The organism is Paenibacillus sp. yr247 (assembly GCF_900103825.1).
GTDB lineage: Bacteria > Bacillota > Bacilli > Paenibacillales > NBRC-103111 > Paenibacillus_E.
In genome coordinates, this window is record NZ_FNIF01000001.1 from 39,488 (window position 1) to 65,244 (window position 25,757).

Below are 25,757 nucleotides of genomic sequence, written 5' to 3' on the forward strand. Positions count from 1 at the left end.
GTTATAATATGGATAGTAAATTGACCTTTAACGATGTAATCAAACGATATCAAACGATGTGATCTTGGTTTAAGACAGCACTTTTTTCAAGAGGAAAGTGAGAGAATCATTATGGTAAAACCATTGTTGATTATTGTGAACGGTCTTCCTGGTACTGGAAAGACAACCTTAGCAAGACGGCTTGCAGCAGATGTGCGTTTTCCATTGTTTTCTAGAGACGGTATATATGAGACCCTCTATGATGCCCTGGAATGTCAAAGCAATGGATGTCCCCCTTTGATCGGATCTTCAACGTTTACCCTCCTCTATTCCTACGCAAGTTCATTGTTAACAGTTGGACAATCGTTGGTGATTGAGGGATTTTTTGGTCGACCGGAACTAAGAAGTGCTGAGTTTCTCCAACTGAAACTTGCTTGCGATTTTCAGCCATTTCAAATAGTGTGTAAGACAGATGGGGAAGTCCTCTTGGAGCGTTTCCTTATGCGTATGAATTCCGTAGAACGACATATCGGTCATCAAGATCTGGAATGGATTGAACAAGAACAAAACAAAGAGCGGCTCTTACAGGGACATCTTATGCCTCTTGCGCTCGGTGGTACGGTCGTTGAAATCGACACCACTACTCCTCACAGTTTTGATTATGCTGAACTACTTCAGCAAGTTCGAGCTGTTCAAATCAACACGTAATCTCACCTTGCAACTTTGGGGTGAACATTTGAAAAAAATCCGTGGGTACAGAAAGTTCTATTTGGTCGAAAAGTTGAAATAGAATTTGCATGTGAAAAGGGTATAATAAATTGGTTTTAGGTAAAAGAAAAGACGAAGAAACAAAATGACAAATGAAACAGGAGATATGATGACAGAGAAAAAAGCAATCATAAAAACAGGATGGAACTTCGACAACAGTTATGCTCGTCTGCCGGAATCACTTTTTACGAGGCTTAATCCAGCTCCTGTACGCTCACCGAAGGTAGTTATTCTTAATGATCAGCTGGCAACAACCCTGGGGTTAAACGTCCAATCGCTGCAAAGCAATGATGGCGCAGCGGCGCTTGCCGGCAACCAGATTCCCGAAGGCGCTTTGCCTCTTGCTCAAGCATATGCAGGGCATCAATTCGGGCATTTTAACCGGTTAGGGGACGGCCGGGCGCTGCTGCTTGGCGAACAGATCACTCCCCACGGTGTGAGGGTTGATATTCAGCTTAAGGGTTCAGGTAGGACGCCATACTCCCGCGGGGGCGATGGTCGAGCGGCACTTGGACCGATGCTGCGTGAATACATCATCAGTGAAGCCATGCATGCGCTTGGTATTCCAACAACACGCAGCCTAGCGGTGGTAACAACAGGTGAATCCATAATCCGTGAAACCGAGCAGCCCGGTGCAATTCTTACCCGCGTGGCTGCCAGTCATCTGCGCGTAGGCACCTTTCAATATGTTTCAAAATATGGCACTGCCCAGGAACTCCGAGCCCTGGCTGACTACACATTACAAAGACATTTTCCGGAAGTTGACACTGATGAGAACCGCTATCTTATCCTGCTTCAGGAAGTGATTAAGCGTCAGGCCTTGCTCATTGCCAAATGGCAGCTCGTTGGCTTTATTCATGGGGTGATGAACACCGACAACATGGCTATTAGTGGAGAAACCATTGATTATGGTCCTTGCGCCTTCATGGATGCCTATGATCCGGCAACGGTATTCAGTTCCATTGACATGCAGGGGCGCTATGCCTATGGCAATCAGCCATATATTGCCGCGTGGAATCTAGCCAGATTTGCTGAAACCCTATTGCCTTTGCTGCATGACAACGAGGCGCAGGCTATCAAGCTAGCCGAGGATGCGATTGCAAGTTTTTCCGAGTTGTATCACCGTAATTGGTTCGGGGGAATGAGGGCAAAACTAGGAATCTTTTACGAAGAACAACAGGATGAATCTCTTATTAAAGACCTGCTCAATATGATGCAGAAGTATCGTGCGGACTATACCAATACCTTCCGTGCATTAACTTTTGATAAACCGGAAGATACGGCCCTGTTTGGCACCACGGAATTTGCTCAGTGGCATGAGTTGTGGAAGGAGAGACTAGGCAGGCAGCAGGAACCAAAAGCCTCCTCACATCAGTCGATGCGCAGCAGCAATCCTGCGATAATTCCGCGCAACCACCGAGTAGAAGACGCACTAGAAGCCGCAGTCAAACAAGGAGACTATAGCGTGATGGAGAGGCTTCTTGATGTTCTTTCGAGCCCTTACGCGCACTCCCCCGAACAGGCTGATTACTTTACTCTGCCTGCGCAATCAACCCATCCTTATCGAACCTTTTGCGGTACCTGATATTGAAGCATTAGATCATATTAAGCAGATAAATTAAATCACCGTCATTTTCTAGGTTCAATGAACCCAAGAGGATGACGGTGTTTTTTGTGGAAAGAAGCTTTGTTCGGAGTGCCTTGAGGAGCCGGAACACTCCGTCCATCACCAATTCGTGGAATCGAAAACCTACAGTAACGGTGTGATAGGGGGGACATATCGGGCCCGAGCGAGCTGGAGACTAATCTAAGAAGCAGCCGTTCATGTTCCGAAAAGGGAGGGTTACCGCATAGTCTGTGTAGGCACTAATCGCTTTCGATTCCGCTGCTCGTTCAGAAGCAAAGACATGAAGGAATGAATTGCTTGCGTTTCTTCCGTTGAAAAGTCTGTGAAGGCAAGATTTCGGGTCTCGAGTGGGTCTTCTGTCAGATTATATAGCTCGTATTCATCTGGCACTGGTTCGGTCTTAATTGTAATGCTGCAGCGGTTTGAACCGTTTCCTTCGAAGGTTTCAAGCGTCACATCGCTAGTTCCCGGCTGGCTCCAAAATTGATCGTTGTCATAGTATCGGGAGTATTTCCATAGTTCTTTCTTCTGATGCCTAGTTAAAGATACGAGTATGGTTTCGATGTGATTCGGTTGGATGACAGCATAATAAGGAATTCCAAGCGGATTAACCTGATGTTGACCGCGCGTCACGTCGTCATCGCTCATAAAGTAAACGGGTTCGTCAGGATTGTTATTGTCACGACTGAGGTCGAGTATAGAAGGAGAGAGATCACGTCCGACTAAAGGATGCACTTCGCTGAACCTTTTCCGCAAACGATTGTGGAGTTCCTCCACGTCTGCATTTGCCAATCCTAGAAGTGTCGGCAGGAGATCAACGTGGCTTGTAAGGTTATCGAAATTTTCATGTTGCGCAAATAAATGCGTGTTATGAATAATAAGAGGCACATGGATCATCTCTTCGTAAGCGCAATACCATTTTTGATGCAGATACCCATGAGCGCCAAGTAAATCTCCATGATCCGATGTGAAAATGACAATCGTTTGCTCATAGAACGAAGACTTTGTAAGGCTATCGAAAACCTTATTTACTTGCTGATCGGCTTTTTTTTGCAGCTGGTAATATAACTTGCTGTAATGAGGTTGGTTCCAAATCGGCTGCAGCGCTTGCGGATAGGTTGCCCGGTAGCTTGCCTGGCATCGTGGTTTTGTGCTCAGAGATTCGAATAGGGTTGGCGGGGGGCTCGGCTGTGGCATAGGTTCTACTGCAAAATTGAACATTGGATGATGTGCTGTCAATGCTCCGTATAGCACGATATCGTGAGGGTTCACGAAAGACGCAACAATGAGCCATGGTTGTATATCACCATCGGCCCGTTTCTTGCGATCAAGGGACTCGATAAGTTCAACCACTTCCTCCGCATAACACACGTCGCGGCCGCTTACACCGATGGAAGCGGATGAAGCGGAGTTCCTGGGATTTTTCCCGTGTGGCTCCGGTCCGACCCAACCTGAGAATCCGTAATCATCTAGTGGATCAGCCTGAATATACAATTCTTCTTTCTTTTTATCAGGGATACCGGTTATTGACTCATAACTCGTTAAGCTTTTGTGCGTGCCTGGCGTGACGATGTCTTCATGGGAAATATGCCATTTTCCTTTGTAAAAGGTACGATAGCCTGCTTCCCGGAAATAATCGCCCATGGTTGGCACGGTGTTTTTGTTTAACCAAAACATATCGGAGTCGAAGGCTTCCTTGGCGATCCCGTCCGTCTGACTGACACCATGGAGAGATGGATACTGTCCGGTAAATAGTGTGGCCCGACTGGGACAGCAAGCCGCACTGCCGATGTAATGTCGATGAAATTCAAGACCATTTGCTCTTAAGCGCTCGTGTGCAACGAGATTGTTTTTGCGCCATTCTTGAATTTCATGATTCTCATATACAGGAGGATATCGTTCCTCATCGACGAGAATGACAAGAAAGTTAGGCTTCTGAAGACTTTGATTGTGCTTCATGATAAGTTGTAAACATACTGTTTTAGCATTATGGCCATTCGTCCATTGTTCATGTTTGTTCACTCCGTTTTCCGTTTTTAGAGTATATGAATTGGGACTTTTGTCCAATGCATTCCGTTCGACGACGAGTCTATGAAGGTGATCTTCGACATCCCTTGTTATGCTTAAAGTTCTAACTGGCAGAATAACTTAGTAGCATTTTTTTATTCTTATGGATGTTACTTTTCAAAAACGGAGATTTTCTATAATCTCAAGTAAGTTTTTTGTTTATTAAAATAACAGCAGAAGAATAAATGATAGGTTACAATGAATAGGCATAGAGAATAATCTAAAATTTAGGAGGCTTGAGAAGAATGAGAGATTCTTTTGTATTCGGAATGTTGGCCAAAAACCGTGGTCGGTTGCTTCAGTTGGTTGAGGGATGTCCAGAGGACAAACGCAATGTTGTGCCTGAAGGCTTTAACAACAGTGTTCATTGGCAGATCGGACATGTTCTTACGGTTACTGAGCGCTTGGTGTTCGGTCTTGCAGAACAAGCTCCGGTCCTTTCAGCGGACTACCAAACCTTTTTCGGGAACGGTACGAAACCAGCAGATTGGCAAGAAGAACCGCCTGGATGGGATTTATTAATGGCTCAGCTGAAAGAACAATCTAACCGGATTTGCGAGTCGTTGAAGGACAAGCTGGAAGTGTCAGTGAAGGAGAACTTTCTGAAAGCTGAGTCTGTAGGAGAGTTGATCGTCTCAAGTGTGCTGCATGAAGTCAATCATGCCGGTACCATCTCCGCTATGCTGAAGGTGCTGAAATAATTAAACAGAGTAAAATAAAAACAGCAGTTCATAGGCTTACGGACTGCTGTTTTTTGTGTGTGCCAGCATGGATGCTACATAGGTTAGCGTACGTTGGGAGTGACAACGCAACAAGTAAAAGCCCTTACTGCCGAAAGGGTAGGAAAGTAAATAGAGCGATCGTATTAAGCACGAGGAGCACTATCAAACTTACCTTTGTGTGTCAAATCACAGAAAGGCTTTTTATCTGATAGTCCACAGCGACAGAGAATAAAAGATTCTGTGGTCTCAAAGTGATTCCCTACTGCATCCACCATTTCTACTTTACCCATAATACGTAATGGACCGTTATCATTTACTTTAATCGTTACATCGGACATACAAAACCAATCCCTTTCTATTTATGATCTTGGTACAAACACACCAGGTGTCCCTTCAAAATACGAAGCAATCCAAGTCGCAGAAACCACTTCCGTGATGATGGTTGCAATGATGCGCATGCCAAACGTTTTTCCATCTATTAAGTCATCGCATGTCTTTTAGTATGGCAATCCCTTACTTCAATTTATTCATTATAATTGGCAAAAAAAATTCAGCCCATTTTATCAATAGAGGATATACCGATAGAAAAACTCCCTTTGAGGCCTAGACCACCAAGGGAGTTATATGCACATTAATTCATAATTACTTATTATTTAGATAAGGGCGAGGATCAATATAGTTCATTTTATTTCCAGTAATTCCAGTTGCAACAGCAAAATGCAGATGAGGACCTGTCGACTGACCATCATTACCAACTACAGCTATTTCTTGACCACGCTTTACTTCCTGGCCTACAGATACATGTATTCCATCTCCATACATATGACCATATATGCTCATTAAACCATTTGAATGTTTAATAACAATCCAGTTGCCAAATCCAGTTGCTTTCCCAGAATAAAGAACAATCCCATTATCAACCGCAACAATTGAAGTTCCAATAGGTGCTCCGATATCGATTCCTGCGTGAAATTCCTGTCCACGTGGGCCAAAATCCGATGTAATTAGGTGGGAAGAAGGAACAGGCCAATCCCAGATACCGTCACTGAATAACATTTTTTGTAATGCAGCCTTAAGTTGTACCTCAACATCAGGGGTAAGCTTAGCATCAATACTCGTCAAATCTTCTTCTTCTTTCTGAGCAGTATCAACTTCATTCAGACTTTTCTTCTGTAACTGATCTAATAAAATTAGTCGTTCATTTATCTTTTCTTCTTGTGCAGCCCTTGCAGAATTTAGTGTATTCCGCTGTGCAAAGAGCAGATTTTGTTCTTGGTTAAGTTCTTCATTCAAGTTTGTTAAATTTGCTTTGTCTTGCCCCATGGATTCAATGATTTGCTTATCCTGTTTAATAACCAATGTCAACATACTAGCCCGATTAATAAAATCACTAAAATCAGTAGATCCTAAAAGAACATCCATAAATGAAACAGATATATTTCCGCTTGTATACATATTACTCAGGCGATTCTTTAATAAATTATTGCGAAAATCAATGCTGTGCTGGTTTGTTGCAATATCTACTTGTACGGATTCCATTTTAATTGTAATTTTATTGATATCGGTTTGCAGGTCATTAACCAATTTATCATATTCAAAAATTTGTCGGTTAATCGTAGAAAGCTGACCTTGGATCTTTTCTTCTTGACCATTAAGTTGTTGGATGACTTGTAGCCGATTATTATATTTTTCTATTAACTCTTTGACCATCAGGTTGGAATCTACTTGTGCATGAACTATATTAAAATTGGAAACCAATAACATCATGGTGATAATGAAATATATTAAAAGTTTTTTGGTTTTCATCATATCATCCCTTCGAGTATTTCCATGAAGTTTCGATGTCTGATGAAATGATAACTGCTCGACATAATAAGTATATAAGCTAAAAAGCTAAAATGTCATTGGAATCTTGTGGGTTACTTTTAAATAGTGATATCTGCAATTATTTGAAGCCTGCTGCTTTTGTTGAACTAAAGAAAAATTGAACGATAATGGAGGCATCTCATTGAGTCAACGCTATCGAATTACAAGAGCATTTCAGGAAAATAACAATTCGCCGCAAACAATATCTTTGGAAGAGTGCAAACGGTACTTTACGTCCAAACCTGATTTTTCCTATACTTCAGTGTTTACGGTGACCGGATCTACCAGCATGTCCATTGAGGGAGATTTTTTCATGTGGAGCTACGGCGATACAAAGATCCCGTTCCGGCATTATCAGGGAGATATATATGTATCCGGCACCAATGAAGCAGTGATACCCAAGATGATTGAGGTTGCGAGCGAATTGGGGGCGGATTTGCTGGAAGGGTAGCTAAGAATAACTCAATCAGACCGCATCATCGCTGACTCGGTCCATAAGCTTGATGCACAACAATAGAATTGGAACAATAACAATGCAATAAAGAATTCAACTTAACATTGACAAAGTATATCGAGAAAGCTATGATATCTCTTGTTGATTTAGGAAATTAACAGGAGGTGTTTTGAAAATGGCTGTTCCTCAAAGAAGAACGTCCAAAACACGTCGCGATAAGCGCCGTACTCACTTTAAACTGGTTGTCCCAGGAATGGTGAAGTGTGAACAATGTGCAGAACTAAAAATGGCACATCATGTTTGCAAAAACTGCGGTTCATATAAAGGTAGAGAGATCGTAAAAGCTCAATAATAATATGAATTGCATCGAAAATGACACTTCTAAACAATTAGAGTGTCATTTTTGTTTTATAAAGAAAGATAAAAAAGACTGCATTCACCAGGAAATAGTGATTGCAGTCTTTTTTGAGATCGGTAACCGTATCAGTGCGTAGATGTTGGAGCAGCTTGATACTGTTGTGGATGCTGAGTATGATGAGCTTGATGGTGATGCATAGGATGGTAAGCATGGTGATGCATAGGATGGTAGGCATGGTGATGCATAGGATAATAGGCATGGTGATGCATAGGATGGTAGGCATGGTGATGCATAGGATGATAGGCATGGTGATGCATAGGATGGTAGGCATGGTGATGCATAGGATGGTAGGCATGGTGATGCATAGGATGGTGAGCATGGTGATGCATAGGATGATAAGCATGATGCTGATGGTGCATAGGATTATGCGCTCCAGGTGTTACGGAAGGCTGTTGATGAATAGGGAGATTATCCCCCGTCCATGTCGGAGTTTGTGGAACTGGATGGAGAGTCTCCGTTCTTGTTGCAGATTGATAATTAGGGAGGTTAACCTCCGTTGATGAATTACGTAATGTCATGTTTTTTCCCCTTTCGGTGTAGGCTTACGTCATCCTATGCAAGGATTAGAAAGTAGGGCACATGTCTACGAAAATTGGGCTCAGCGCTCACGAACATATATCCATTCCCCTACTTTCGCAATAATGAGTTTGTTCTGTCTCCTACTTTGAAAGAGCGCAAAGTAGGAAAAGTCCGGATGAACATAACGATCCGTCAGAAATGCAGATTTTGTGCTGCCTGGTATTCTGTGATTATTCAGGACGGTAATAACTTCTTCCTTCGATGCGATTCCGAGGCCATAACCATGCCCATAAAAGAAACCGTTCTCCCCCAACATGACGACGTTTTCTCCTTTTCCCCAAGGAATCTTAGGTTCAAACTCGGGGTTCTCAAAATAGAGCACATCACCAGTCACGGCTTCCTCATTAACTGTCCGGTCGATGAGATGCAAATTGCTGTTAGAATGATAATCAAATAATAAAAGATCCGAAATCAGAAAATCGAATTGCATAGGATCTATGGACTCTAATATGGCTTTGTATAAAACAACGACGACAGCCATTGAACATTCGAAAGCGTATAAGGTTCCATTCGTGAATATATCCCTTATCGCATCTTGTGGAGTAACGCCACTTTTCAACTGAAACCTGCCCTGATCTGTAAGGTGCCAATACGCGGGGTTGCACATAGAGTTTTTGAATTCAGCAAAATAGACACCGCTTTTACTCAGCGCTCTTGACGACTCCACGATTTGGGTTCGCATGTACAGTTCAAATAACAGGGTATAAACCGAATCATACCGATACTCAAGAGGGCTGTTCTGCTTCTTTTGATAAATGGTTAGTTCTAACTCAGACAGTGTACCTTCTCCAAAGGCTACTTTGCTGGTACCTTCGATTACGATCATGGACTTCTCCTCATTTTGAAAGATCAGAAAGAGTGATTCACCTATTTTTATGTGGATTATTGATTTTATGTGCTTGATTATTTCCGGAAAATGGTAAGGATATCTAATTCCGATGAAAAAACACGGAATTAAGTATTGCTATTTTCTACGACCGTATTTATACTGTTATTTAACACTGGTTAATAGAGATAGACTACCAAAAAATAGGAGGGTTTAAATCATGCGCAAAAGTACACTATTTACATCGACGCTTATCGCTTTGGCACTTATTACTAGCGCCTGCGGTAAGCAAGATGCAACGCCTCAAACATCTCCGGCTGGCTCGCCTGGCGCGAGCGCAACTGCTCAAAGCGGAAAGCCAAAAGACGGGGGCAATCTGGTTATTGCCGTAACAGCCGATCCAGAAGCAATGAACCCCATCTATGCTGGAGACCGGGTCACGCTTACTATAGATCAAGCGTTATATGCTCCGCTGTTCCAAATCAATGACGGTAAAAAAACATTCTACTTGGCAGATAGCTTAACGGCATCTCCGGATTTTCTAACCTATACACTCAAGCTTAAAAACAATTTGACTTGGCATGATGGACAAAAGCTGACTGCTGACGATGTTGTGTTTACGATTGATAAAATTCTAGAAGAGAAGCAGCACAGCTTTTTGAGAAGCTCTTTTGTTATCGGCGATAAGCCTGTACAAGTGAAAAAAGTGGACGATACGACAGTTGAATTCAAGCTTCCTCAAGTAACGGCTGCTTTCGAAGGCGCATTGGTACAAGTGTTCCCGATTCCGAAACACATTTTTGAGAATGAAATGGATATCCAGAAAAGTGACAAAAACAATAAACCCGTTGGTTCCGGCCCATTCAAATTCAAAGAATACAAGCAGGGTGAATATGTAACACTGGAGCGCTTTGACGGTTACTTTGGCGGAAAACCTCACCTAGATTCTGTCATCTACCGTGTAGCGAAAGATCCGAATGCATCGAACCTAGCGTTGCAAAATGGTGAAATCAACCTGAAGTTGATTGACCCTCAAGATTTTAAGAAAATCAATGATACAGGCAAATTCACAACAATTCCTTATTTCGAGGGACGTTTGGCGTACATGGTCTTCAACTTGAATGTCGATGCGTTGAAAAAGAAAGAAGTTCGTCAAGCGATTGCTTACGCGCTGGATAAAAAACAAATTATTGAAGCTTCCTATACGTCTTTGGATTTCGCAGACCCTGCTGCTTCCATTTTGACGCCAGATACGCTGTTTCAAGCTAAGGATATTAACCCGTACAACACAGATGTTAACAAAGCAAAAGAACTGTTGAAAGCAGCGGGCGCAGACAAGTTGAAACTTCGTCTGGCTTATGTGAACTCCAACAAAGCGCAAACGAGTCAAGCGCTGTATGTTCAACAAAAATTGAAGGAAGTTGGCGTAGAAGTTGAGCTTCAACCGTTAGATTCAGCGGCCTTCTCCAAAAAAGCGTTGAATAAGGATAACAAAGATTTTGATATTTCGTTCGGCGGATATATCATGGGCTTTGAGCCGGATGCTTATAAATCGCTTTACATGAGCACAGAGCAATATAACTACTCTCACTACAGCAACAAAGATTTCGATTTGCTATGGAATCAAGCAGCGATTGAAACCGATAAATCAAAAAGAGCTGAACTCTACAAGAAAATCCAGCAAGTCGTAGCGGATGAAATGACGGTTTACCCAATAGCTTATACCAAATCCATTATCGCTATTGATAAGAAATATGATGGTTTGAAAGAAGCCGTGACGAAGCCTGTAGTTATGTTCGAGGACTTGTCCAAGATTTACGTTAAATAAGGTTGAGAAATAACAACTGAAACCCTGATAAATAAGCTGATATTCTATCAGCTTATTTTCATTCAGGATGCGATGGAGGAAGGAAAGGGATGTATCAAGTTATTGGGCGAAGACTTCTTCAATCCATACCGATGCTGTTTTTTATTTCAATTGTGTGCTTTGCATTGATCAAATTTGCTCCGGGCGATCCTGTACAGTCCTTTGTCACGCCGAACATGAAGCCGGAAGACGTGGAGCGGATGCGCCATAGTCTCGGGCTTGATCAGTCGAACTATGTACAATATTTCTTATGGTTAAAGCACTTATTAACGGGCGATTTGGGCTATTCGTTGATCAATAACAGGCCCGTTTTAGATCAAATTATATCGAGACTTCCGGCTACGGTGGGCCTGATGGGGGCGTCGCTCGCAATCGCGGTGATTTTGGCTGTACCGCTGGGCATGCTGGCTGCGGTCAATAGGAATCGCTTCGTAGACAAGCTGCTAAATATAATTTCGTATATTGGGATATCGATACCAACCTTTTGGTTGTCGATATTGCTAATCTATATCTTTGCGCTTCAATTCCATCTGCTGCCTAGTATGGGCATGAGGACAATTGGGCAAGACACTGTCTTTGACATTATCAAGCATGGGGTGCTTCCTTGCATCGTTCTCAGTTTTAGCTTTTTATCGGTATATATCCGTTATGTGCGATCGAATACGATTGGTCAGCTGAAAGAGGATTATGTCCAAACTCAGTATGCGTTTGGTTCAAGCAAGTTGCAGATCTTGTTTCGACATGTGATGAAAAACGTGTTGTTGCCTATTATTACGCTGCTGGGGCTTTCCTTCGGCGATCTGATTACGGGAGCAATTATTACGGAAACGGTATTCTCTTGGCCGGGTCTAGGTTCCTTAGGTGTAACCGCAGCGTTCGGATTTGATTATCCGATTATTATGGGTATCACGATGTTTTCTTCATTAATGCTAATTGTGGGCAATTTGCTGGCGGACATTTTGTACAGCGTAGTTGATCCCCGAATTAAGGTTTAGAGGTGAACAGATGAACAAGACGAGATGGAAAAACATCTTCTCTGAACTGAAAAGCAACAAGCTTGGCTATGTGTCGATTGCCTTTCTTGTCATTTTTATTTTTGCTGCCATCTTTGCCTTCTTAGCGCCTTATGATCCTAATCAGATCGTTGTGCAGGATCGAATGCAGGCTCCGAGCAGCATTCATTTCTTCGGTACGGATGATTACGGAAGGGATTATTTTTCCAGAGCACTCTATGGCGGTCGAATCTCCCTCATGGTCGGTTTTCTGGCGATGGTTATCGCAACAGGCTTCGGGACTGCACTAGGGACGATCAGCGGTTATTTTGGCGGATTGCTCGACAATTTGCTGATGCGGGCTGTGGATATTTTAATGTCAATTCCGACGTTCCTAATCATGCTAATTTTAAGCGTATATTTAAAGCCTGGGGTAGGCACTGTCATTCTGATCATCGGGCTATTGACCTGGATGAACACATCCCGATTGGTGAGAGCAGAGACGCTTTCGGCTAAGGAGCGCGAATTTGTCCTATATGCCAAGGTGTCCGGCCAAAGCTCTTTTAAGATTATCAGCAAACATATCATCCCTAGCATCTTGCCTACCGTCATTGTTTCGGCAACGATTAATATCGCATCGGCGATTTTGATGGAGTCTTCGCTCAGCTTCCTTGGCTTGGGCATACAGCAGCCGAACTCGACTTGGGGCAGCATGCTGAACAATGCGCAGGGTTACTTGAGCGATGCTCCTCATTTGGCGATTTTCCCGGGATTGTTTATTTTGCTGACGGTGCTTAGTTTCAATGTGCTCGGAGATATTTTTCGTGTAGCCTTTGAGCCGAAGCTGAATCAGAGGTAGCGGGGGAGTGTAATGAAGATGAGCAAAGAATTGCTGAAAGTGAGTCAGTTGAGGACGTCATTTTTTACCCGGGATGGCGAAGTCCAATCCGTTAGAGGGGTATCTTTTGCCGTAGAAAAAGGTGAAGTTGTCGGGATTGTCGGAGAATCGGGGAGCGGGAAAAGCGTGACAGCGAAATCGATTATGTCCTTGATTGGGCGGCCCGGTAAAATTGTAGACGGTGAAATCTGGTTTCAGGGTGAGCAACTGCTGGATAAAAAGGAAAAAGAGTGGAGAGCCATTCGCGGCAACCGCATTGCGATGATTTTTCAGGATCCGATGACCTCGCTGAATCCGGTGTTGACCATCGGCAAGCAAATGACTGAGGTTATTGTGCGCCATAAGCGTGTTTCCTTTTCGGTCGCAAGGGCGCAAGCCATCGAAATGTTGGAACGCGTCGGTATTCCTTCACCGGAAAGACGGATCGATCAATATCCGCACGAGTTCAGCGGCGGTATGAGACAGCGCGTCATGATCGCGATGGCCTTATCTTGTGAGCCTGAGCTGCTCATCGCCGATGAACCGACAACTGCGCTGGATGTGACGATTCAGGCCCAAATCTTGGACTTGATGAAGGAGCTTAAACAGTCGACTGAGACGGCGATTATGCTGATTACGCACGATCTGGGTGTTGTGGCCCAGGTGTGCAGCCGCGTCATTGTCATGTACGGCGGATTGATTATGGAGGAGGGGACAGTGGAAGATATTTTCTACAGCCCGCAGCATCCCTATACGAATGGCCTGCTCCGTTCGATTCCGAAAAGCGGACAGAAGGAAAGACTTACGCCGATTGAGGGAACAACGCCTAATTTACTTAACCCACCGACTGGCTGCCCGTTTGCCGAGCGTTGTCCGCATGCGATGGATATTTGTCAGCAGATGCCTCCTGTTTTTTCACTCAATGAACATCATCACACGAGCTGCTGGCTGGCCGATCCAAACCGCGGTGAACAGGCATAAAAGGCGTAAAGGAGGAGAAGTCGTTGGCACAAGATCAAGTACTTGTCGATGTACAGAATTTGAAAAAATATTTTCCGGTCAAGAAGAGTCTATTCGGGCGCAGCACGCAAGTATTGAAAGCGGTCGATGATGTCAGCTTCCAAATCCGCAAGGGGGAAACCTTGGGATTGGTCGGCGAGTCCGGCTGCGGCAAATCGACCACGGGGCGAAGCATCGTTAGATTGTATGACTATTCATCCGGCCATGTTTATTTTGATGGTCATGATTTGGCCGACATGAAGGAAAAGCAGCTGAAGCCTTTTCGTAAAAGAATGCAAACGATTTTTCAGGATCCTTATTCCTCACTTAATCCGGGTATGACGGTTTTTGAGCTGATCAGTGAGCCGATGAACATTCACGGCACTTACACAGAGAAGCAAAGAAGAGAGTTTATTGCGGGATTGCTGGATAAGGTAGGCTTGAAAAAAGAGCATATGAGCAGGTACCCGCACGAGTTCAGCGGCGGTCAAAGGCAAAGGATTAGCATTGCGCGGGCACTATCGGTTCAACCGGAGTTCGTCGTTTGCGATGAACCGATCTCGGCTTTAGATGTGTCCGTTCAGGCGCAGGTGGTCAATATGCTGCAGGATTTGCAAGCCGAATTCGGTCTGACGTATTTATTTATCGCGCATGATCTTTCTATGGTTCGCTACATTTCGAACCGGATTGGTGTGATGTATCTTGGTCAAATTGTGGAAATGGCGGCAAGCGATGAATTGTATGAGCATCCAAGCCATCCGTACACGCAGGCGCTGCTGTCTTCGATTCTTGTAGCGGATCCTCGCTCTGCGACGGAACGGATTGTGCTGCAAGGCGATCCGCCGAGTCCGCTGTCTGATGTTGGCGGCTGTAAATTCCGCACACGGTGCTCACATGCGACAGAACGCTGCGCCTTGGAGTCACCTCGCTTGAAAGAGATTGCGTCGGGACATCAAGTCGCTTGTCATCTATATGATTAAATAGGAGGGTATAACTATGTCAGCTGTTAAGCTTTCGCAGCATGATGCGCTAATGGTCGAATGCCTGAGGGCGCGGGGGATTTCAAGTCAAGCGCTGCTAGATTTGTTGAAGGACGGCAAAGGCGATGAGTTGCAGGCCGCTGCCGGGACGGATGATTTTGATTTTAAGGAATTGTTAGCGTTCCGAGAAAATGGCTGGGAGCTCTTTGAGCAGGCCGTGCTGAATGGGTATGAGATCAAGTTCAATACGCTGAACGGCATTCGATATTTAGTACGCGTGAAATACGGCAAAGAAATTGAGCGTAAGTCTCGCCCGGAAGGCGATTATCTCGACGATGTTGAGCTAAGCACAAAGGAATTGGAGGAGCTGCGGGCAGTACTCTCGAAGTTCTGGACGTTAACCGAAGTGAAGCCGCACGAAGTAGAAGGTTTGCATCATATTCGGATTGCGCTGCCGCAATAGTCATTGGGTCGACTAACGTTTGTTGGTCGGCTTTTTTTGTGATCTTTTAATTTGCATTGTTATGGGCAACGTCAACGTGTTGACTCCATAATATGGTATGATTATAAGCAGACGGTTTGTTACATGGAGACATTTGAAAGCGTCTAGTGAGAAATGAGGCTAAGATATGACAACCTATAACGTTAGCAATATGTTCGATGGTTACCTCTCGGAACTAAAAACCACCTATAAGTTTGACCAAGTTGTCTTTGAGAGAAACAACAAGTATTACGTTTTCTTTAAAGGCTTAAAAAACGGATTAATTATTGATCTGAGATTTAATATCGATAATAAGAATTTTGAAGCATACGATTACAGTAAATGGTCACCCTTATAAGTCCCTATTTATTGAGCTTGAGTAAAAAGCGCTAAAGCTCAACGAAAGAGTAACTATAGCTCAATAAACGACCCAAACAAGGCTACCGTTAGATCGGTGGCCTTTTCTCAGCTAAATGGAAGGTTTTTCATGAATTTCTTTGGTTTATCAATTCGTTGAGTCGAGGAAAGTTTCTTTCGTTTAAGCAGTACGAATAAATTTGTGCAGGAGCTGCGTCGAGGCGGCTTCTTTTTGTTCTCATTGAAGTAACGAGCAGATTAGAGCAAAAAAAAGAAAAGAAAAGCCCTATTTTAAACATTGTGTTGACATTCCAAAAAAATACATATAACATACGTTATATAACAAGTGTATTTTTAATTTGGAGATGTAAATATGCCCCCAAGAGCAGAGATTACTAAGGAAAAGGTTTTAGATGCAGCGTTTGAAATTGTACGAGAAGAAGGACTTGAAGGTCTAACAACCAGGAGTATAGCGCAAAGACTTAAATGCTCAACTCAACCCATTTATAGCGTATATGGAAATATGGAAGCAGTAAAAGAAGATGTGTATAATTTGGCAGTTAATTTTGCTCTTACCAACATCAAAAAGTATGAGAATGAGAAAAATGAGCCTGTAATGAACCTGGCGATCGGTTGCCTTCTTTTCGCAAAAGACGAAAAGCAGCTATTCAGAACGGTATATCTTTCTGATCTTAGAAAGTATGAAAATGATAAACTTAAAGAAGAAATGTATGCGGCCTTCTTGCGGCTTGATGATCGGTTTAACCTGATTACAGAGAGCAAACTCCAGAAAATGTTCTTGAAACTTACCATTTATTGGATTGGTATTGGCACGATGATTAACACCAATTATTTAGAATTGGACATCAATGAGGCTACAGAGATGATTGAAGAAATGTATGATGCCTTAAAATTGAATGAAGGTTTAACAAAACAATAAAGTTCTATACAAAGGAGTGTGATAGTTTTGCAAAAGTTACCGCCAAGCTTTGAAAAATCTGATATTGAAGCATGGTTCAGGACTTATTCCAATCGTTTGCACAGTGATCCGATTCCGTTTTATGCTTATTTACTCGAACATGAGCCACTATGTTATTTAGAAGAACCCAGGGTTTGGGTGGCGTCCCGATACGAAGATGTCAACCGGATCTTGAAGGATCCATTGTTCGTCCGCGAGTATAAGAATGCCGTGCCGAAGCACCAACAGCAGGAATTGCCACCTCCATCTAAAGAATGGAAACCGGTCAATGATCTGCTGGACAACTGGATGCTGTTTCGCGACGCGCCGACTCATACTAGACTGAGAAGGATAGTCAGCCATGCCTTTATGCCTCAAACGATGGAACGGCTAAAGCCGAAAATCCGCACTATCGCGGGGTATCTAGCCGATCGGATGGTCGAAGACCGTCAGCACGATTTGATCGCGTCGTTCGCTTTTCCGTTGCCTGTAATCGTCATTGCGGAGCTGCTTGGTGTGCCGCCAGAAGACCGTGAGCTATTCAAAAATTGGTCGCATACTTTCGCGAGGGTGCTTGAAGGCGGTGACCAACCAGCGGAATTTGCACAACAAGCCAAAAGAGCCGCAGAAGACATTTCCGATTATTTCCGTTGCTTGATTGCGGAAAGAAAGTCCACTCCACGCGAAGACTTGATCAGTGAACTGGTAACTGCTCAAGTGCAAGCGGACGCGTTGACTGAGCAGGAACTTATAGCAACCTGTGTGCTGATGCTCGTCGCCGGCCATGAAACGACCGTGAACCTGATCGGTAATAGCGTTTTCGTGCTGCTAAACCATCCGGAACAGCTTGCCCGACTGATTGAATGCCCAGAATTGATCACCTCCGCCGTCGAAGAAGTTTTAAGATTTGAAAGTCCTGTACGGTCGACAACGCGTATAGCATCAGTCGATTACGAAATTGGAGGTCAGACGATCCGTCAGGGTCAGACCGTGAGTGTGATGCTTGGAGCGGCCAATCGGGATCCCGCTCAGTTCGAACAGCCGAACCTGTTTGATATTGGGCGCTTGCCGAACCGCCATTTGGCATTCGCTTCTGGTTCCCATTTCTGTCTTGGCGCCCCGCTTGCTCGCATGGAAGGCGAAATCGCGCTGGCTGTGCTTCTTGAACGGTTTCCACAATTACGTCTCGCAGACAACAAGCCAAATTGGCGTCCAAACATTTTGTTCAGGGGATTAGAGTCGATGTCGCTAAAAAAAAGCCGTCAAAGCGATGGTAGTGATACAATACAATTATTTTGAGGCGATGTATAGTCACGGCTTTTAGTGGAAAAATAACTGAAAATGTGTGATTGGGGGTGTAGCTGTGACTAAGAAAAATGTGCAATCTCCAACAATGAAGCCAAAAATAGAACAGAATAACATGGATTTAACAAGTGAGACTGTTATGGCAAATGAACAGATGGATCGGGAGTTTAACGGGGAAGAACAGGAAGCTATCCCTTCCGAAATGAATGCAGCTTGGATAATTCGCAATTAGTGAGATATAAATCTCATTTCTTCCGCAAAAGCAAAAAAAAGGCTCTTCCAACGTCGAATCGACAATCGGAAGAGCTTTTTTATCTTTATGTTAATCCTTATCCAATCTACTCCTAAGCCGACCATTACCATCAAAGGGCGGTCGCCTATCTTATTGGTAGAGGTATATTTTGTTGAAGTTTGATGGTGATGTTGATCAAATCTAGTAGAACTTTGTTTTTGATGTCGAATTCTATGTCAAAAGTCATATGGAAGTATTATAGAATAAGTGTCATATATTTCTAAAAAATCAATCTATTGCACTATATATTAAAATTTTTTAATAGTCTAATCTTAGTTTAAGAATGTAATATTTTTCATATAATATGAAAGCGTATACATATATTAGCGGAGAAGGTGAAGAAAAAGAGTATTAGTAGATTGATATTATCAGGCTGTATTTACAGTTTGATTATATAAAAAAAATATGGAGGTTGACTAATGAGAACAAAGTTGGCAAAACGAATTACATCATTAACCCTCGTTTTTACCGTAATTATGTCTTTATTTAGTAGTTTGGTTTTTGCCTCACCTGAAAAGTCAGTAAAGGTAACAAAGGAACCGCCCTCGAAGGAGATCGTAAAACTTATTCCAAGTGAATCGACAGTCTCGTTCTCTCTTTCTAAAGGCAAACACGATTTAAAGGCTGAAGCAGAGTATAAGGATGGTTCCAAAGCTGATGTTACAGCAAAAGGAAAATGGACTTCACTAGATGAGAAAATTGTAACAGTTGCTAGTGGAGTGCTAACAGCTGTGAATGCAGGGTCTACACATGTACAATTCAGTCTTGGTAATGCGGTGTTAAATGTTGAAGTAAATGTTACTCAAGATGCGCATGTTTTAAGTCAAAATCCAAATCCTTCAGAAGTGAAAAAAATGGTATCGCTCGTTTTAGCTGCACCTAGAATAACATTCATAGATGAAGGGGAAGAGCGTCCTATCGCTTTGAAAGCGCTTTATAGCGATGGTTCGATGGAAGACGTAACTAAATTAGCTAAATGGGAATCAAGAGATCCGTCGATTGCTTTGGTTGAAAATGGCGTATTAAAAGGGATCTCACCAGGTGATGTTTCAATGAGAGTAACTTACTCAACTTTTCCACTGATAAACTTCTTTGCTTCTATAAGAGATGTTCCAGAAAATGTAACGGCGCTTCTACTTTCGGCTAGCAAGTTTAGGTTAGAAACCTCTGATAAGCCGGTTCAAGTATATGCCATTACAAGGGACCCCGAGAGTAGAGAGGTTACTTCTTTAGGAAGTTGGACAACGACAGATCGTAATGTTGCTACCGTTAGTAAAGATGGTCAGATTACCCCAGTTGGAATAGGCCAAGCCTATATATATTTTAAATACGATAAATTGGTTGATGCTGTACTTGTTAATGTTGTTAAGCCGGAGAAGCTTGTAACTGATGAACCTGCTGTTGAAATTTTGCCAGGTGCAAATTGGCCGGTTCAATTAACCGAAGTATTCAATAACGGAGAGTCAGAGAATGTAAATCCAAGTGAAGTGAAGTGGACTGTCGAAGATAGCAGCATTGCAACGGTAACGGATTCAGGATTAATCATAGGAGGTAAGACAGGTAAAACAATTGTGACAGCTTCCTATAGATCAGATGTTCTTCCTCCAGTTAAAATTGAGGTTACTGTCACCAATAAGCTTACTACTCCAAGAGTTATTGGTGTGAAAGCTTCTCCATCAAATCTCTCCATAGGTGTAGGTGAGGAAGCGCCAGTTGCAATAACAGCGATTTACAGTGATGGGAGCACGGAGGATGTCACAGCTTCCGTTCAATTGTTCTCCGACAATCACTACGTAGCTTCAGTTCAGCAAAATTATGGTGGTACATCAAAGGTTATTGGTCAATTGAGTGGCGCAACCGTTTTGCATGCTATCTATTATAATGGTCGTCACACTGTAGATATCCCGGTGGCAGTCGCGGATAAAGACGGTCAGAGGAAGGCTCCAACCCCTGAATCGATTTCTGTTACACCAAATATGAAAAATATGGTGGTACATCAACAGCAGCAATTGGAGGTAAAAGCGAGCTATACGGACAAATCTGTTGTAAATTCGACTCCATCTGCGGTTTATAAATCATCTAATCCTGATGTTGTTAAAGTTAATAAGGATGGCCTACTTACTGCTGTAGGTACTGGTACAGCCATAGTTACCGTAGATAGCTCTGGTTACTCAAAGCAGATTCCTATTGCCGTTTCAGAAAAACCTTCTAAAGATTTCGTGAATAAAATTGTTGATCTGATTCCTAGTGAAACTAACATCTCCTTTCGGTTAGCCGAGCGCGCGCATTCGTTTTCTGTAAAAGCAAAATATCAAGATGGTTCAACAGCTGACGTCACTTCAGACTCAAGATTCACATCACTAGACCCGAGCATTGTTACAGTTAAGAATGGTGTTCTTACAGCGGTTGCACCAGGTACAACTCAGGTCCTTATCAATCACGGGACAAGCACCGAAATCTTGAAGGTTTCAATCCTTTCTGAAAATAATGCATCTACGGGGGATTTAAAAATAGAATCATTGCTTGTATCCTCATTGGATGTTATTGTTCAAAAAGATAAGCTTTATCCCGTACATGTTTTCGCCCAATACAATGATGGGACTCAAAAAGAGATTACGAAGTCAATCCAGTGGATTTCAGAGGATCCTACTATTGCTGGTGTTACAGACGGGAAATTTACTGGAATGAAAATTGGGAAAACGACAGTTAGTGCAACAATTGCAGGTTTCCCTCCTATTCAAATTCCAGTAAAAGTAACAGAAAAAGAGGGACCAGTTAATTTAGTCGGAATCACTAAAAACATACTGGGAATGCTAATACAGCCTGAGGCAGGAGCTCCTGTAGATGTGGACGCCTTTGCGGAATATACAGATCATAATATCGTTCAGGTTGATACTGATGGGAAGTGGGAATCTTCCGATGAGAAAGTAGCAACTGTTGATCAGAACGGGGTCATTACATGGGTCGGCCCTGGTGAAGCATACATCTATTTCAATTATGGAGGTTTGAGAGATTCTGTTTGGGTAAGAAACACAAAGCCTGTAGCTTTAATTTCATTTCCCCGCAATGTGATGTTAGAACCTAATAAGTCGACGGACGTGTCTATAATTGCTTTCTTTGGTCATCCAGGCAGAGATGGTAATTGTGATTGTTTTGATGTTACTAGCCTAGTAAAATGGACGGTGGCGGACGAATCGGTTGCAACGATTTCTGCTGATGGACATATCATCGCTCACGCTGTTGGAAAAACGACGATAACTGCTACTGTTTTTGGTATGTCAACGACAATTAATGTTGAAGTCGTAGCAAAGTATCCTACATTTACATTGGGGATAAGCTCTTCGCCGGGTTATATCGTAAATTCAATAGGCTCAACAAGTGAGGTAGTCATTCATGCTATGTCTAGCGATGGAACGGTAAAAGACGTTACGGCTGATGTCACATGGAGTACGTCTAGTCCGGAAGTAGCTGAAGTGACCGCTGATCATAAGATCGTAGCGAAATCAGAAGGAGCAGCTGTGATATTTGCGGAATATGACGGATTTAAAATAATTATTCCTGTTGTAGTTAAACCTAAATAAATAATGTCAATTTTGAATTATGAAAAAAGAAAGAAAACCTGTTTACCGGATAATGTTCGTTATTAATAAGTGTATCCATATTGGAATTGAAAATTGAATGAAGTATTGCCTGCAATATGGTTAATTTCTCATTTCAAGTGAGGCGCAAGAATGAAGAAGCTGAGATCAATGATCCAGCTTCTTTTTTATGTTATTTTTGTTCGATGAGGGGAGCTAATTAGGACTGGCTGTTTCGCCACGCTCTTTTTGCAGAGCTATATTTAAATAGCATTCGCAAGATAGGGGGCACCGCGAAGAAAATAAAAAACGTACGAAACAGCTGATAGCCTGCAACAATGGATAAATTGGCACCAATTTCGTGCGCAATAATCCCCATTTGATCCATCCCGCCTGGAGCGAGGCTGAGCAAGGCAGTTGACTTGGATATGGGTTGCAGCTTCATAAAGAATAAGCTTAGTCCAAATGATCCGATGAGGAGAAGCACGCTGCTGCCAATTGCAAGCGAAATCGTTTGAAGCTTATGGCTTAATTGGCCTGGCTTCAGCATTAATCCAACATTGATGCCAATCATGATTTGGGCTGCATGAATAAGGCCGGTTGGCAGTGCGGGACCTTGAAGTCCTAAAAACTGCACGACAGCTGTACCTAAGGCAGGTCCGAGTAAGAATGCGGTGGGAAATTTGATTTTGTTCCCTAGCAGAGCACAGCAAATACTGACTGCAGCAAAAACGATGATGTTCGACAGCAGCTCGCTCCAGCTTGCGGATGAAGTGGTAATGGCAGTAATAGAAGTTTCTGCTGCTTTATGATTTCCCAATATCGGACTAAACACTAGCAGGGGTACACACACGACAATCATTATCAGACGTATGACTTGCGTTACGGTGACAATGGTAAGATTGATGCCCTCGGTTTCCGCAGCCATGATGACCATTTGTGTAAGACCGCCAGGTATGCTTCCCAGCAGTGCAGTTTTGAAGTTGATACCGGACAGCTTGGAAACAAGGAAAGCGAGTACCACGCAAAGCAGCATTAAGAGAAGGGTCATGAGCAGCATAGAAGGCAGCTGGATCGCCATTTCATGCAAAGCTGTCGCTGTCATTGAAAGACCAATCGTATAGCCCACAATGACGAGTCCCGCACTTCGAATGGGGGTAGGCCATGCGTAACGATCCTTGAACACATTCGAACCAATCAATACCGCGATCATTGGACCGAGCAGCCAGGGAATTGGAATGTGTAGGAGCTTGAACAAGCAGCCGCCTAGAAGGGCAGTCATAAGCGCTACGACGAGCTTTACCGTCTTTTTGATGGTAATCGTTTTTCTATCCATCTGGCCGAGTCACCACCTTGTTATTTAATTCATAATCCCAAAAAACTAATCAATTAAGTTGGCCAGTGTATAATTACCAAGTACCTGTGTAACCTGTGTGTTAATATCACACATAATGATCTGGAATGCACTTTTTACCTTCTTGCCAAACACATGATCTCCGGTCGTATCCAGCATGCGATTCCACACGGGCTCTTCTTCGTGAAGCGCAGTATAAATTTGAAACAGCGTTATTTGATCAGGCCTTCTTGTCAATTGATAACCGCCGGATCGGCCTTGTCTCACCTCGATGATATCCGCCTCTCGCAGCTGTGATAAAATTTTGCGTAGCGCTGTCGGTTCACACCGGATTTGATCTGCAATTTCCGTGCTGGAGCATTGCTCAGAATTCATAGCAAGTACGATAAGTGCTTGCAGCCCAAATCCAAATCTCTTTAATCGTGCCACGAGTAAGCTTCACACCTTCTGTTGATATCTGTGCTGATTTTAGCACATTTAATTCTGGAATTCAAATGGGGAGAATGTGCGATAATTTTCGCTTAAACAAGCATATAAGCCAGGCTGTCGGACGGATGTAAATGATTGGGGAACAATATTTTTTTTCATTTTGAATGAAAATCGGTTATTATGTTTAATGAAATAAAAATAGAAAGTGGGATCAATCGTGGGCCGAAAGTGGAATAACATTAAAGAGAAGAAAGCCTCTAAAGATGCAAATACAAGTCGAATTTACGCTAAATTCGGACTTGAAATTTATGTAGCAGCACGGAAGGGTGAACCTGACCCTGAAGCGAATCGTGCTTTGAAAGTTGTTCTCGAAAGGGCAAAAACCTACAATGTGCCGAAAGCAATTATTGATCGCGCCATCGATAAAGCAAAAGGCAGCTCAGATGAAATTTATGAAGAGCTTCGTTATGAGGGCTTCGGACCAAACGGTGCGATGGTAATTGTGGACACACTGACGAATAACGTGAACCGTACAGCTTCAAGCGTACGTGCAGCATTTAGTAAAAATGGCGGTAATATGGGTGTAAACGGCTCAGTCGCTTACATGTTCGATGCCACGGCTGTCATTGGTATTGAAGACAAAAGCATCGATGAGATCATGGAAATTTTGCTGGAAGCGGATGTAGACATTCGTGACATTGTTGAAGAAGATGACATCGTAATGGTTTACGCTGATCCGGAGCAGTTCCATGCTGTTCAAGAATCATTCAAAAAGGCTGGAATCACGGATTTTTCCATTGCTGAACTGACGATGTTAGCTCAAAACAACGTCACTTTACCGGAAGAAGGACAAGCCCAATTCGATAAATTAATTGATGCTTTGGAAGATTTAGAGGATGTGCAGCAAGTGTATCATAACGTGGAATAACCAAAAAAATTGCCTCATAAAACAATAAAAAAGGCATGATTCCTGTTCGCAACAGGAACCAGCCTTTTTTTGTATTCTACCGTAGTTAACGAGAATTTGAATGAAAATTTGGATTACAGTTTTACAACATTCTCGGCTTGAGGTCCGCGATTGCCTTGAGCTACATTAAATTCAACACGTTGTCCTTCGTCCAGTGATTTGAAACCATCGCCTTGAATCGCGGAGAAATGAACGAATACGTCATTTCCGCCCTCCACTTCGATAAAGCCAAACCCTTTTTCTGCATTAAACCATTTTACTGTACCTGTTTCCATAATTAATTACCTCCAAAGATTTATTTAACATGTTTTTTTAAACAAAAAAATCACACATTGAAAAAGGAACCATTCCACAAATGATCACCTTTTCAATATGTGAGTTTATGTTAAATCTGTTATAAAATCATCTTATCACACAAAAGTCTGCAAAGCAAATTAGCGTGGATCCAACGAGGGTGTGAACACTACACAGGCCGTGCTCAGGCCTTGATATCTCTATTGGAGTGGGTTGCACCCAGCCAAGTTGAACCGGATGACATCTGGTTCAACAGATTCACGTTAGGTTAGCGAACAATTTTTACTGACACAACAAGAATGCCAATGGTTCAATCGGCAGCCTGTTGTGTTAACGGGCATTTTTTTTCAGTAAGTTTTTAAATAAAAAGGGGAATTAAAGCTGGTTAATGCAACTTGTTCATAGCGATTTATCAGGCAATATTCTCTTTGACGAACCCCATTATTTGAATCAAGAAGGGAAGTCCATAGAAACAACTGTCAACAAGTTCTTTATTCCGATACCGGGCTTGCCAATGGAAGTCATACCATAGGAACAAAAGATGCTGGTTCTTCTGAAGCAAAAAATGTAGATGCATTACTTATCAGTAAATGATTGATTAAGCTGTTGGTTGAAACGAATCGAGCGTTAAGATCGCAGGAATAAAAGGGTTCTTAATTGTTGACGATATAACTTATTTTAAGTAAGATAAGCTCGATTCCTATATGATTCCATGAACCAC

At 42.8% G+C, this 25,757-nt stretch carries 24 protein-coding genes; 16 read left to right on the plus strand and 8 right to left on the minus strand.

What is annotated here, in order from left to right; translation table 11 throughout:
• Positions 1-111 precede the first annotated feature (111 nt).
• A complete protein-coding gene (locus tag BLT91_RS00205) occupies positions 112-687 on the plus strand; it encodes a P-loop nucleotide/nucleoside kinase family protein (protein WP_090815404.1) in 576 nt (191 codons plus the stop codon).
• A 169-nt stretch (positions 688-856) separates the two neighbouring features.
• A complete protein-coding gene (locus BLT91_RS00210) occupies positions 857-2,332 on the plus strand; it encodes a protein adenylyltransferase SelO (protein WP_090815406.1) in 1,476 nt (491 codons plus the stop codon).
• Positions 2,333-2,590: 258 nt separating this feature from the next.
• On the opposite strand, the gene BLT91_RS00215 is transcribed toward BLT91_RS00210, so the two are convergent.
• Positions 2,591-4,333, minus strand: coding sequence for a sulfatase family protein (locus tag BLT91_RS00215; protein ID WP_090817107.1), 1,743 nt, complete (start codon positions 4,331-4,333; stop codon positions 2,591-2,593).
• Between the two features lie 353 nt (positions 4,334-4,686).
• Between BLT91_RS00215 and BLT91_RS00220 the strand changes: the two genes are divergently transcribed.
• Positions 4,687-5,142, plus strand: a complete 456-nt coding sequence (locus tag BLT91_RS00220; RefSeq protein WP_090815408.1) for a DinB family protein — start codon at positions 4,687-4,689, stop codon at positions 5,140-5,142.
• 164 nt (positions 5,143-5,306) lie between these two features.
• On the opposite strand, the gene BLT91_RS00225 is transcribed toward BLT91_RS00220, so the two are convergent.
• Both BLT91_RS00225 and BLT91_RS00230 read right to left on the minus strand, forming a co-directional pair.
• Entirely contained in the window at positions 5,307-5,501 is a 195-nt protein-coding gene (locus BLT91_RS00225; protein WP_090815410.1) for a CDGSH iron-sulfur domain-containing protein, read from the minus strand.
• 304 nt (positions 5,502-5,805) lie between these two features.
• On the minus strand, positions 5,806-6,972 hold the full coding sequence (locus BLT91_RS00230; RefSeq protein WP_090815412.1) for a murein hydrolase activator EnvC family protein: 1,167 nt from the start codon (positions 6,970-6,972) through the stop codon (positions 5,806-5,808).
• Positions 6,973-7,171: 199 nt separating this feature from the next.
• On the opposite strand from BLT91_RS00230, the gene BLT91_RS00235 reads away from it, so the two are divergent.
• Together BLT91_RS00235 and rpmF are read left to right on the plus strand one after the other, a co-directional pair.
• The gene (locus tag BLT91_RS00235) at positions 7,172-7,480 is read left to right on the plus strand and encodes a hypothetical protein (RefSeq protein WP_090815414.1); all 309 of its coding nucleotides are present in this window, start codon (positions 7,172-7,174) and stop codon (positions 7,478-7,480) included.
• 178 nt (positions 7,481-7,658) lie between these two features.
• Positions 7,659-7,835 (plus strand): 50S ribosomal protein L32, encoded by a 177-nt coding sequence (gene rpmF, locus BLT91_RS00240; protein WP_056837598.1) that lies wholly within the window; start codon positions 7,659-7,661, stop codon positions 7,833-7,835.
• A 131-nt stretch (positions 7,836-7,966) separates the two neighbouring features.
• Here the strand turns inward: rpmF and BLT91_RS32500 are convergent, their stop codons facing one another.
• Both BLT91_RS32500 and BLT91_RS00250 read right to left on the minus strand, forming a co-directional pair.
• Positions 7,967-8,419, minus strand: a complete 453-nt coding sequence (locus BLT91_RS32500; protein WP_254776725.1) for a hypothetical protein — start codon at positions 8,417-8,419, stop codon at positions 7,967-7,969.
• An 80-nt stretch (positions 8,420-8,499) separates the two neighbouring features.
• Positions 8,500-9,306 carry a hypothetical protein gene (locus BLT91_RS00250; RefSeq protein WP_090815418.1) on the minus strand — a complete coding sequence of 269 codons (807 nt, stop codon included), beginning with the start codon at positions 9,304-9,306 and terminating at the stop codon, positions 8,500-8,502.
• A 220-nt stretch (positions 9,307-9,526) separates the two neighbouring features.
• On the opposite strand from BLT91_RS00250, the gene BLT91_RS00255 reads away from it, so the two are divergent.
• The 10 genes from BLT91_RS00255 to BLT91_RS00300 all read left to right on the plus strand — a co-directional run bounded on the left by BLT91_RS00255 (position 9,527) and on the right by BLT91_RS00300 (position 21,995).
• Positions 9,527-11,134 (plus strand): ABC transporter substrate-binding protein, encoded by a 1,608-nt coding sequence (locus tag BLT91_RS00255; RefSeq protein WP_090815419.1) that lies wholly within the window; start codon positions 9,527-9,529, stop codon positions 11,132-11,134.
• An 89-nt stretch (positions 11,135-11,223) separates the two neighbouring features.
• The gene (locus BLT91_RS00260; RefSeq protein ID WP_090815421.1) at positions 11,224-12,168 is read left to right on the plus strand and encodes an ABC transporter permease; all 945 of its coding nucleotides are present in this window, start codon (positions 11,224-11,226) and stop codon (positions 12,166-12,168) included.
• Between the two features lie 10 nt (positions 12,169-12,178).
• Complete coding sequence (locus tag BLT91_RS00265; RefSeq protein ID WP_090815423.1) at positions 12,179-13,024, plus strand: ABC transporter permease; 846 nt, start codon at positions 12,179-12,181, stop codon at positions 13,022-13,024.
• Between the two features lie 18 nt (positions 13,025-13,042).
• Complete coding sequence (locus BLT91_RS00270) at positions 13,043-14,023, plus strand: ABC transporter ATP-binding protein (protein WP_090815425.1); 981 nt, start codon at positions 13,043-13,045, stop codon at positions 14,021-14,023.
• A 23-nt stretch (positions 14,024-14,046) separates the two neighbouring features.
• Positions 14,047-15,021: an ABC transporter ATP-binding protein gene (locus BLT91_RS00275; RefSeq protein ID WP_090815427.1), complete on the plus strand. Its 975-nt coding sequence runs from the start codon at positions 14,047-14,049 to the stop codon at positions 15,019-15,021.
• 16 nt (positions 15,022-15,037) lie between these two features.
• Complete coding sequence (locus BLT91_RS00280; protein ID WP_090815429.1) at positions 15,038-15,484, plus strand: hypothetical protein; 447 nt, start codon at positions 15,038-15,040, stop codon at positions 15,482-15,484.
• A 748-nt stretch (positions 15,485-16,232) separates the two neighbouring features.
• Positions 16,233-16,799, plus strand: a complete 567-nt coding sequence (locus BLT91_RS00290; RefSeq protein ID WP_090815433.1) for a TetR/AcrR family transcriptional regulator — start codon at positions 16,233-16,235, stop codon at positions 16,797-16,799.
• 177 nt (positions 16,800-16,976) lie between these two features.
• Entirely contained in the window at positions 16,977-18,116 is a 1,140-nt protein-coding gene (locus tag BLT91_RS00295) for a cytochrome P450 (RefSeq protein WP_141224909.1), read from the plus strand.
• 64 nt (positions 18,117-18,180) lie between these two features.
• A complete protein-coding gene (locus BLT91_RS31115; RefSeq protein ID WP_175532014.1) occupies positions 18,181-18,354 on the plus strand; it encodes a hypothetical protein in 174 nt (57 codons plus the stop codon).
• Positions 18,355-18,833: 479 nt separating this feature from the next.
• Positions 18,834-21,995, plus strand: a complete 3,162-nt coding sequence (locus BLT91_RS00300) for an Ig-like domain-containing protein (RefSeq protein WP_090815437.1) — start codon at positions 18,834-18,836, stop codon at positions 21,993-21,995.
• A gap of 217 nt (positions 21,996-22,212) precedes the next feature.
• On the opposite strand, the gene BLT91_RS00305 is transcribed toward BLT91_RS00300, so the two are convergent.
• Both BLT91_RS00305 and BLT91_RS00310 read right to left on the minus strand, forming a co-directional pair.
• Entirely contained in the window at positions 22,213-23,328 is a 1,116-nt protein-coding gene (locus BLT91_RS00305; protein ID WP_090815439.1) for an AbrB family transcriptional regulator, read from the minus strand.
• 45 nt (positions 23,329-23,373) lie between these two features.
• Positions 23,374-23,775 (minus strand): Rrf2 family transcriptional regulator, encoded by a 402-nt coding sequence (locus BLT91_RS00310; RefSeq protein WP_090815441.1) that lies wholly within the window; start codon positions 23,773-23,775, stop codon positions 23,374-23,376.
• A gap of 217 nt (positions 23,776-23,992) precedes the next feature.
• Here BLT91_RS00310 and BLT91_RS00315 point away from each other — a divergent pair, with 217 nt between their 5' ends.
• Complete coding sequence (locus BLT91_RS00315) at positions 23,993-24,703, plus strand: YebC/PmpR family DNA-binding transcriptional regulator (protein WP_090815443.1); 711 nt, start codon at positions 23,993-23,995, stop codon at positions 24,701-24,703.
• Between the two features lie 113 nt (positions 24,704-24,816).
• On the opposite strand, the gene BLT91_RS00320 is transcribed toward BLT91_RS00315, so the two are convergent.
• Positions 24,817-25,017: a cold-shock protein gene (locus BLT91_RS00320; protein ID WP_028553508.1), complete on the minus strand. Its 201-nt coding sequence runs from the start codon at positions 25,015-25,017 to the stop codon at positions 24,817-24,819.
• Positions 25,018-25,757 lie beyond the last annotated feature (740 nt).

Coding starts and splice junctions, on each gene's coding strand:
- BLT91_RS00205 (WP_090815404.1), top strand. CDS start 112: ATGGTAAAACCATTGTTGATTATTGTGAACGGTCTTCCTGGTACTGGA.
- BLT91_RS00210 (WP_090815406.1), top strand. CDS start 857: ATGACAGAGAAAAAAGCAATCATAAAAACAGGATGGAACTTCGACAAC.
- BLT91_RS00215 (WP_090817107.1), bottom strand. CDS start 4,333: ATGAAGCACAATCAAAGTCTTCAGAAGCCTAACTTTCTTGTCATTCTC.
- BLT91_RS00220 (WP_090815408.1), top strand. CDS start 4,687: ATGAGAGATTCTTTTGTATTCGGAATGTTGGCCAAAAACCGTGGTCGG.
- BLT91_RS00225 (WP_090815410.1), bottom strand. CDS start 5,501: ATGTCCGATGTAACGATTAAAGTAAATGATAACGGTCCATTACGTATT.
- BLT91_RS00230 (WP_090815412.1), bottom strand. CDS start 6,972: ATGATGAAAACCAAAAAACTTTTAATATATTTCATTATCACCATGATG.
- rpmF (WP_056837598.1), top strand. CDS start 7,659: ATGGCTGTTCCTCAAAGAAGAACGTCCAAAACACGTCGCGATAAGCGC.
- BLT91_RS32500 (WP_254776725.1), bottom strand. CDS start 8,419: ATGACATTACGTAATTCATCAACGGAGGTTAACCTCCCTAATTATCAA.
- BLT91_RS00250 (WP_090815418.1), bottom strand. CDS start 9,306: ATGATCGTAATCGAAGGTACCAGCAAAGTAGCCTTTGGAGAAGGTACA.
- BLT91_RS00255 (WP_090815419.1), top strand. CDS start 9,527: ATGCGCAAAAGTACACTATTTACATCGACGCTTATCGCTTTGGCACTT.
- BLT91_RS00260 (WP_090815421.1), top strand. CDS start 11,224: ATGTATCAAGTTATTGGGCGAAGACTTCTTCAATCCATACCGATGCTG.
- BLT91_RS00265 (WP_090815423.1), top strand. CDS start 12,179: ATGAACAAGACGAGATGGAAAAACATCTTCTCTGAACTGAAAAGCAAC.
- BLT91_RS00270 (WP_090815425.1), top strand. CDS start 13,043: ATGAGCAAAGAATTGCTGAAAGTGAGTCAGTTGAGGACGTCATTTTTT.
- BLT91_RS00280 (WP_090815429.1), top strand. CDS start 15,038: ATGTCAGCTGTTAAGCTTTCGCAGCATGATGCGCTAATGGTCGAATGC.
- BLT91_RS00290 (WP_090815433.1), top strand. CDS start 16,233: ATGCCCCCAAGAGCAGAGATTACTAAGGAAAAGGTTTTAGATGCAGCG.
- BLT91_RS00300 (WP_090815437.1), top strand. CDS start 18,834: ATGAGAACAAAGTTGGCAAAACGAATTACATCATTAACCCTCGTTTTT.
- BLT91_RS00305 (WP_090815439.1), bottom strand. CDS start 23,328: ATGGATAGAAAAACGATTACCATCAAAAAGACGGTAAAGCTCGTCGTA.
- BLT91_RS00320 (WP_028553508.1), bottom strand. CDS start 25,017: ATGGAAACAGGTACAGTAAAATGGTTTAATGCAGAAAAAGGGTTTGGC.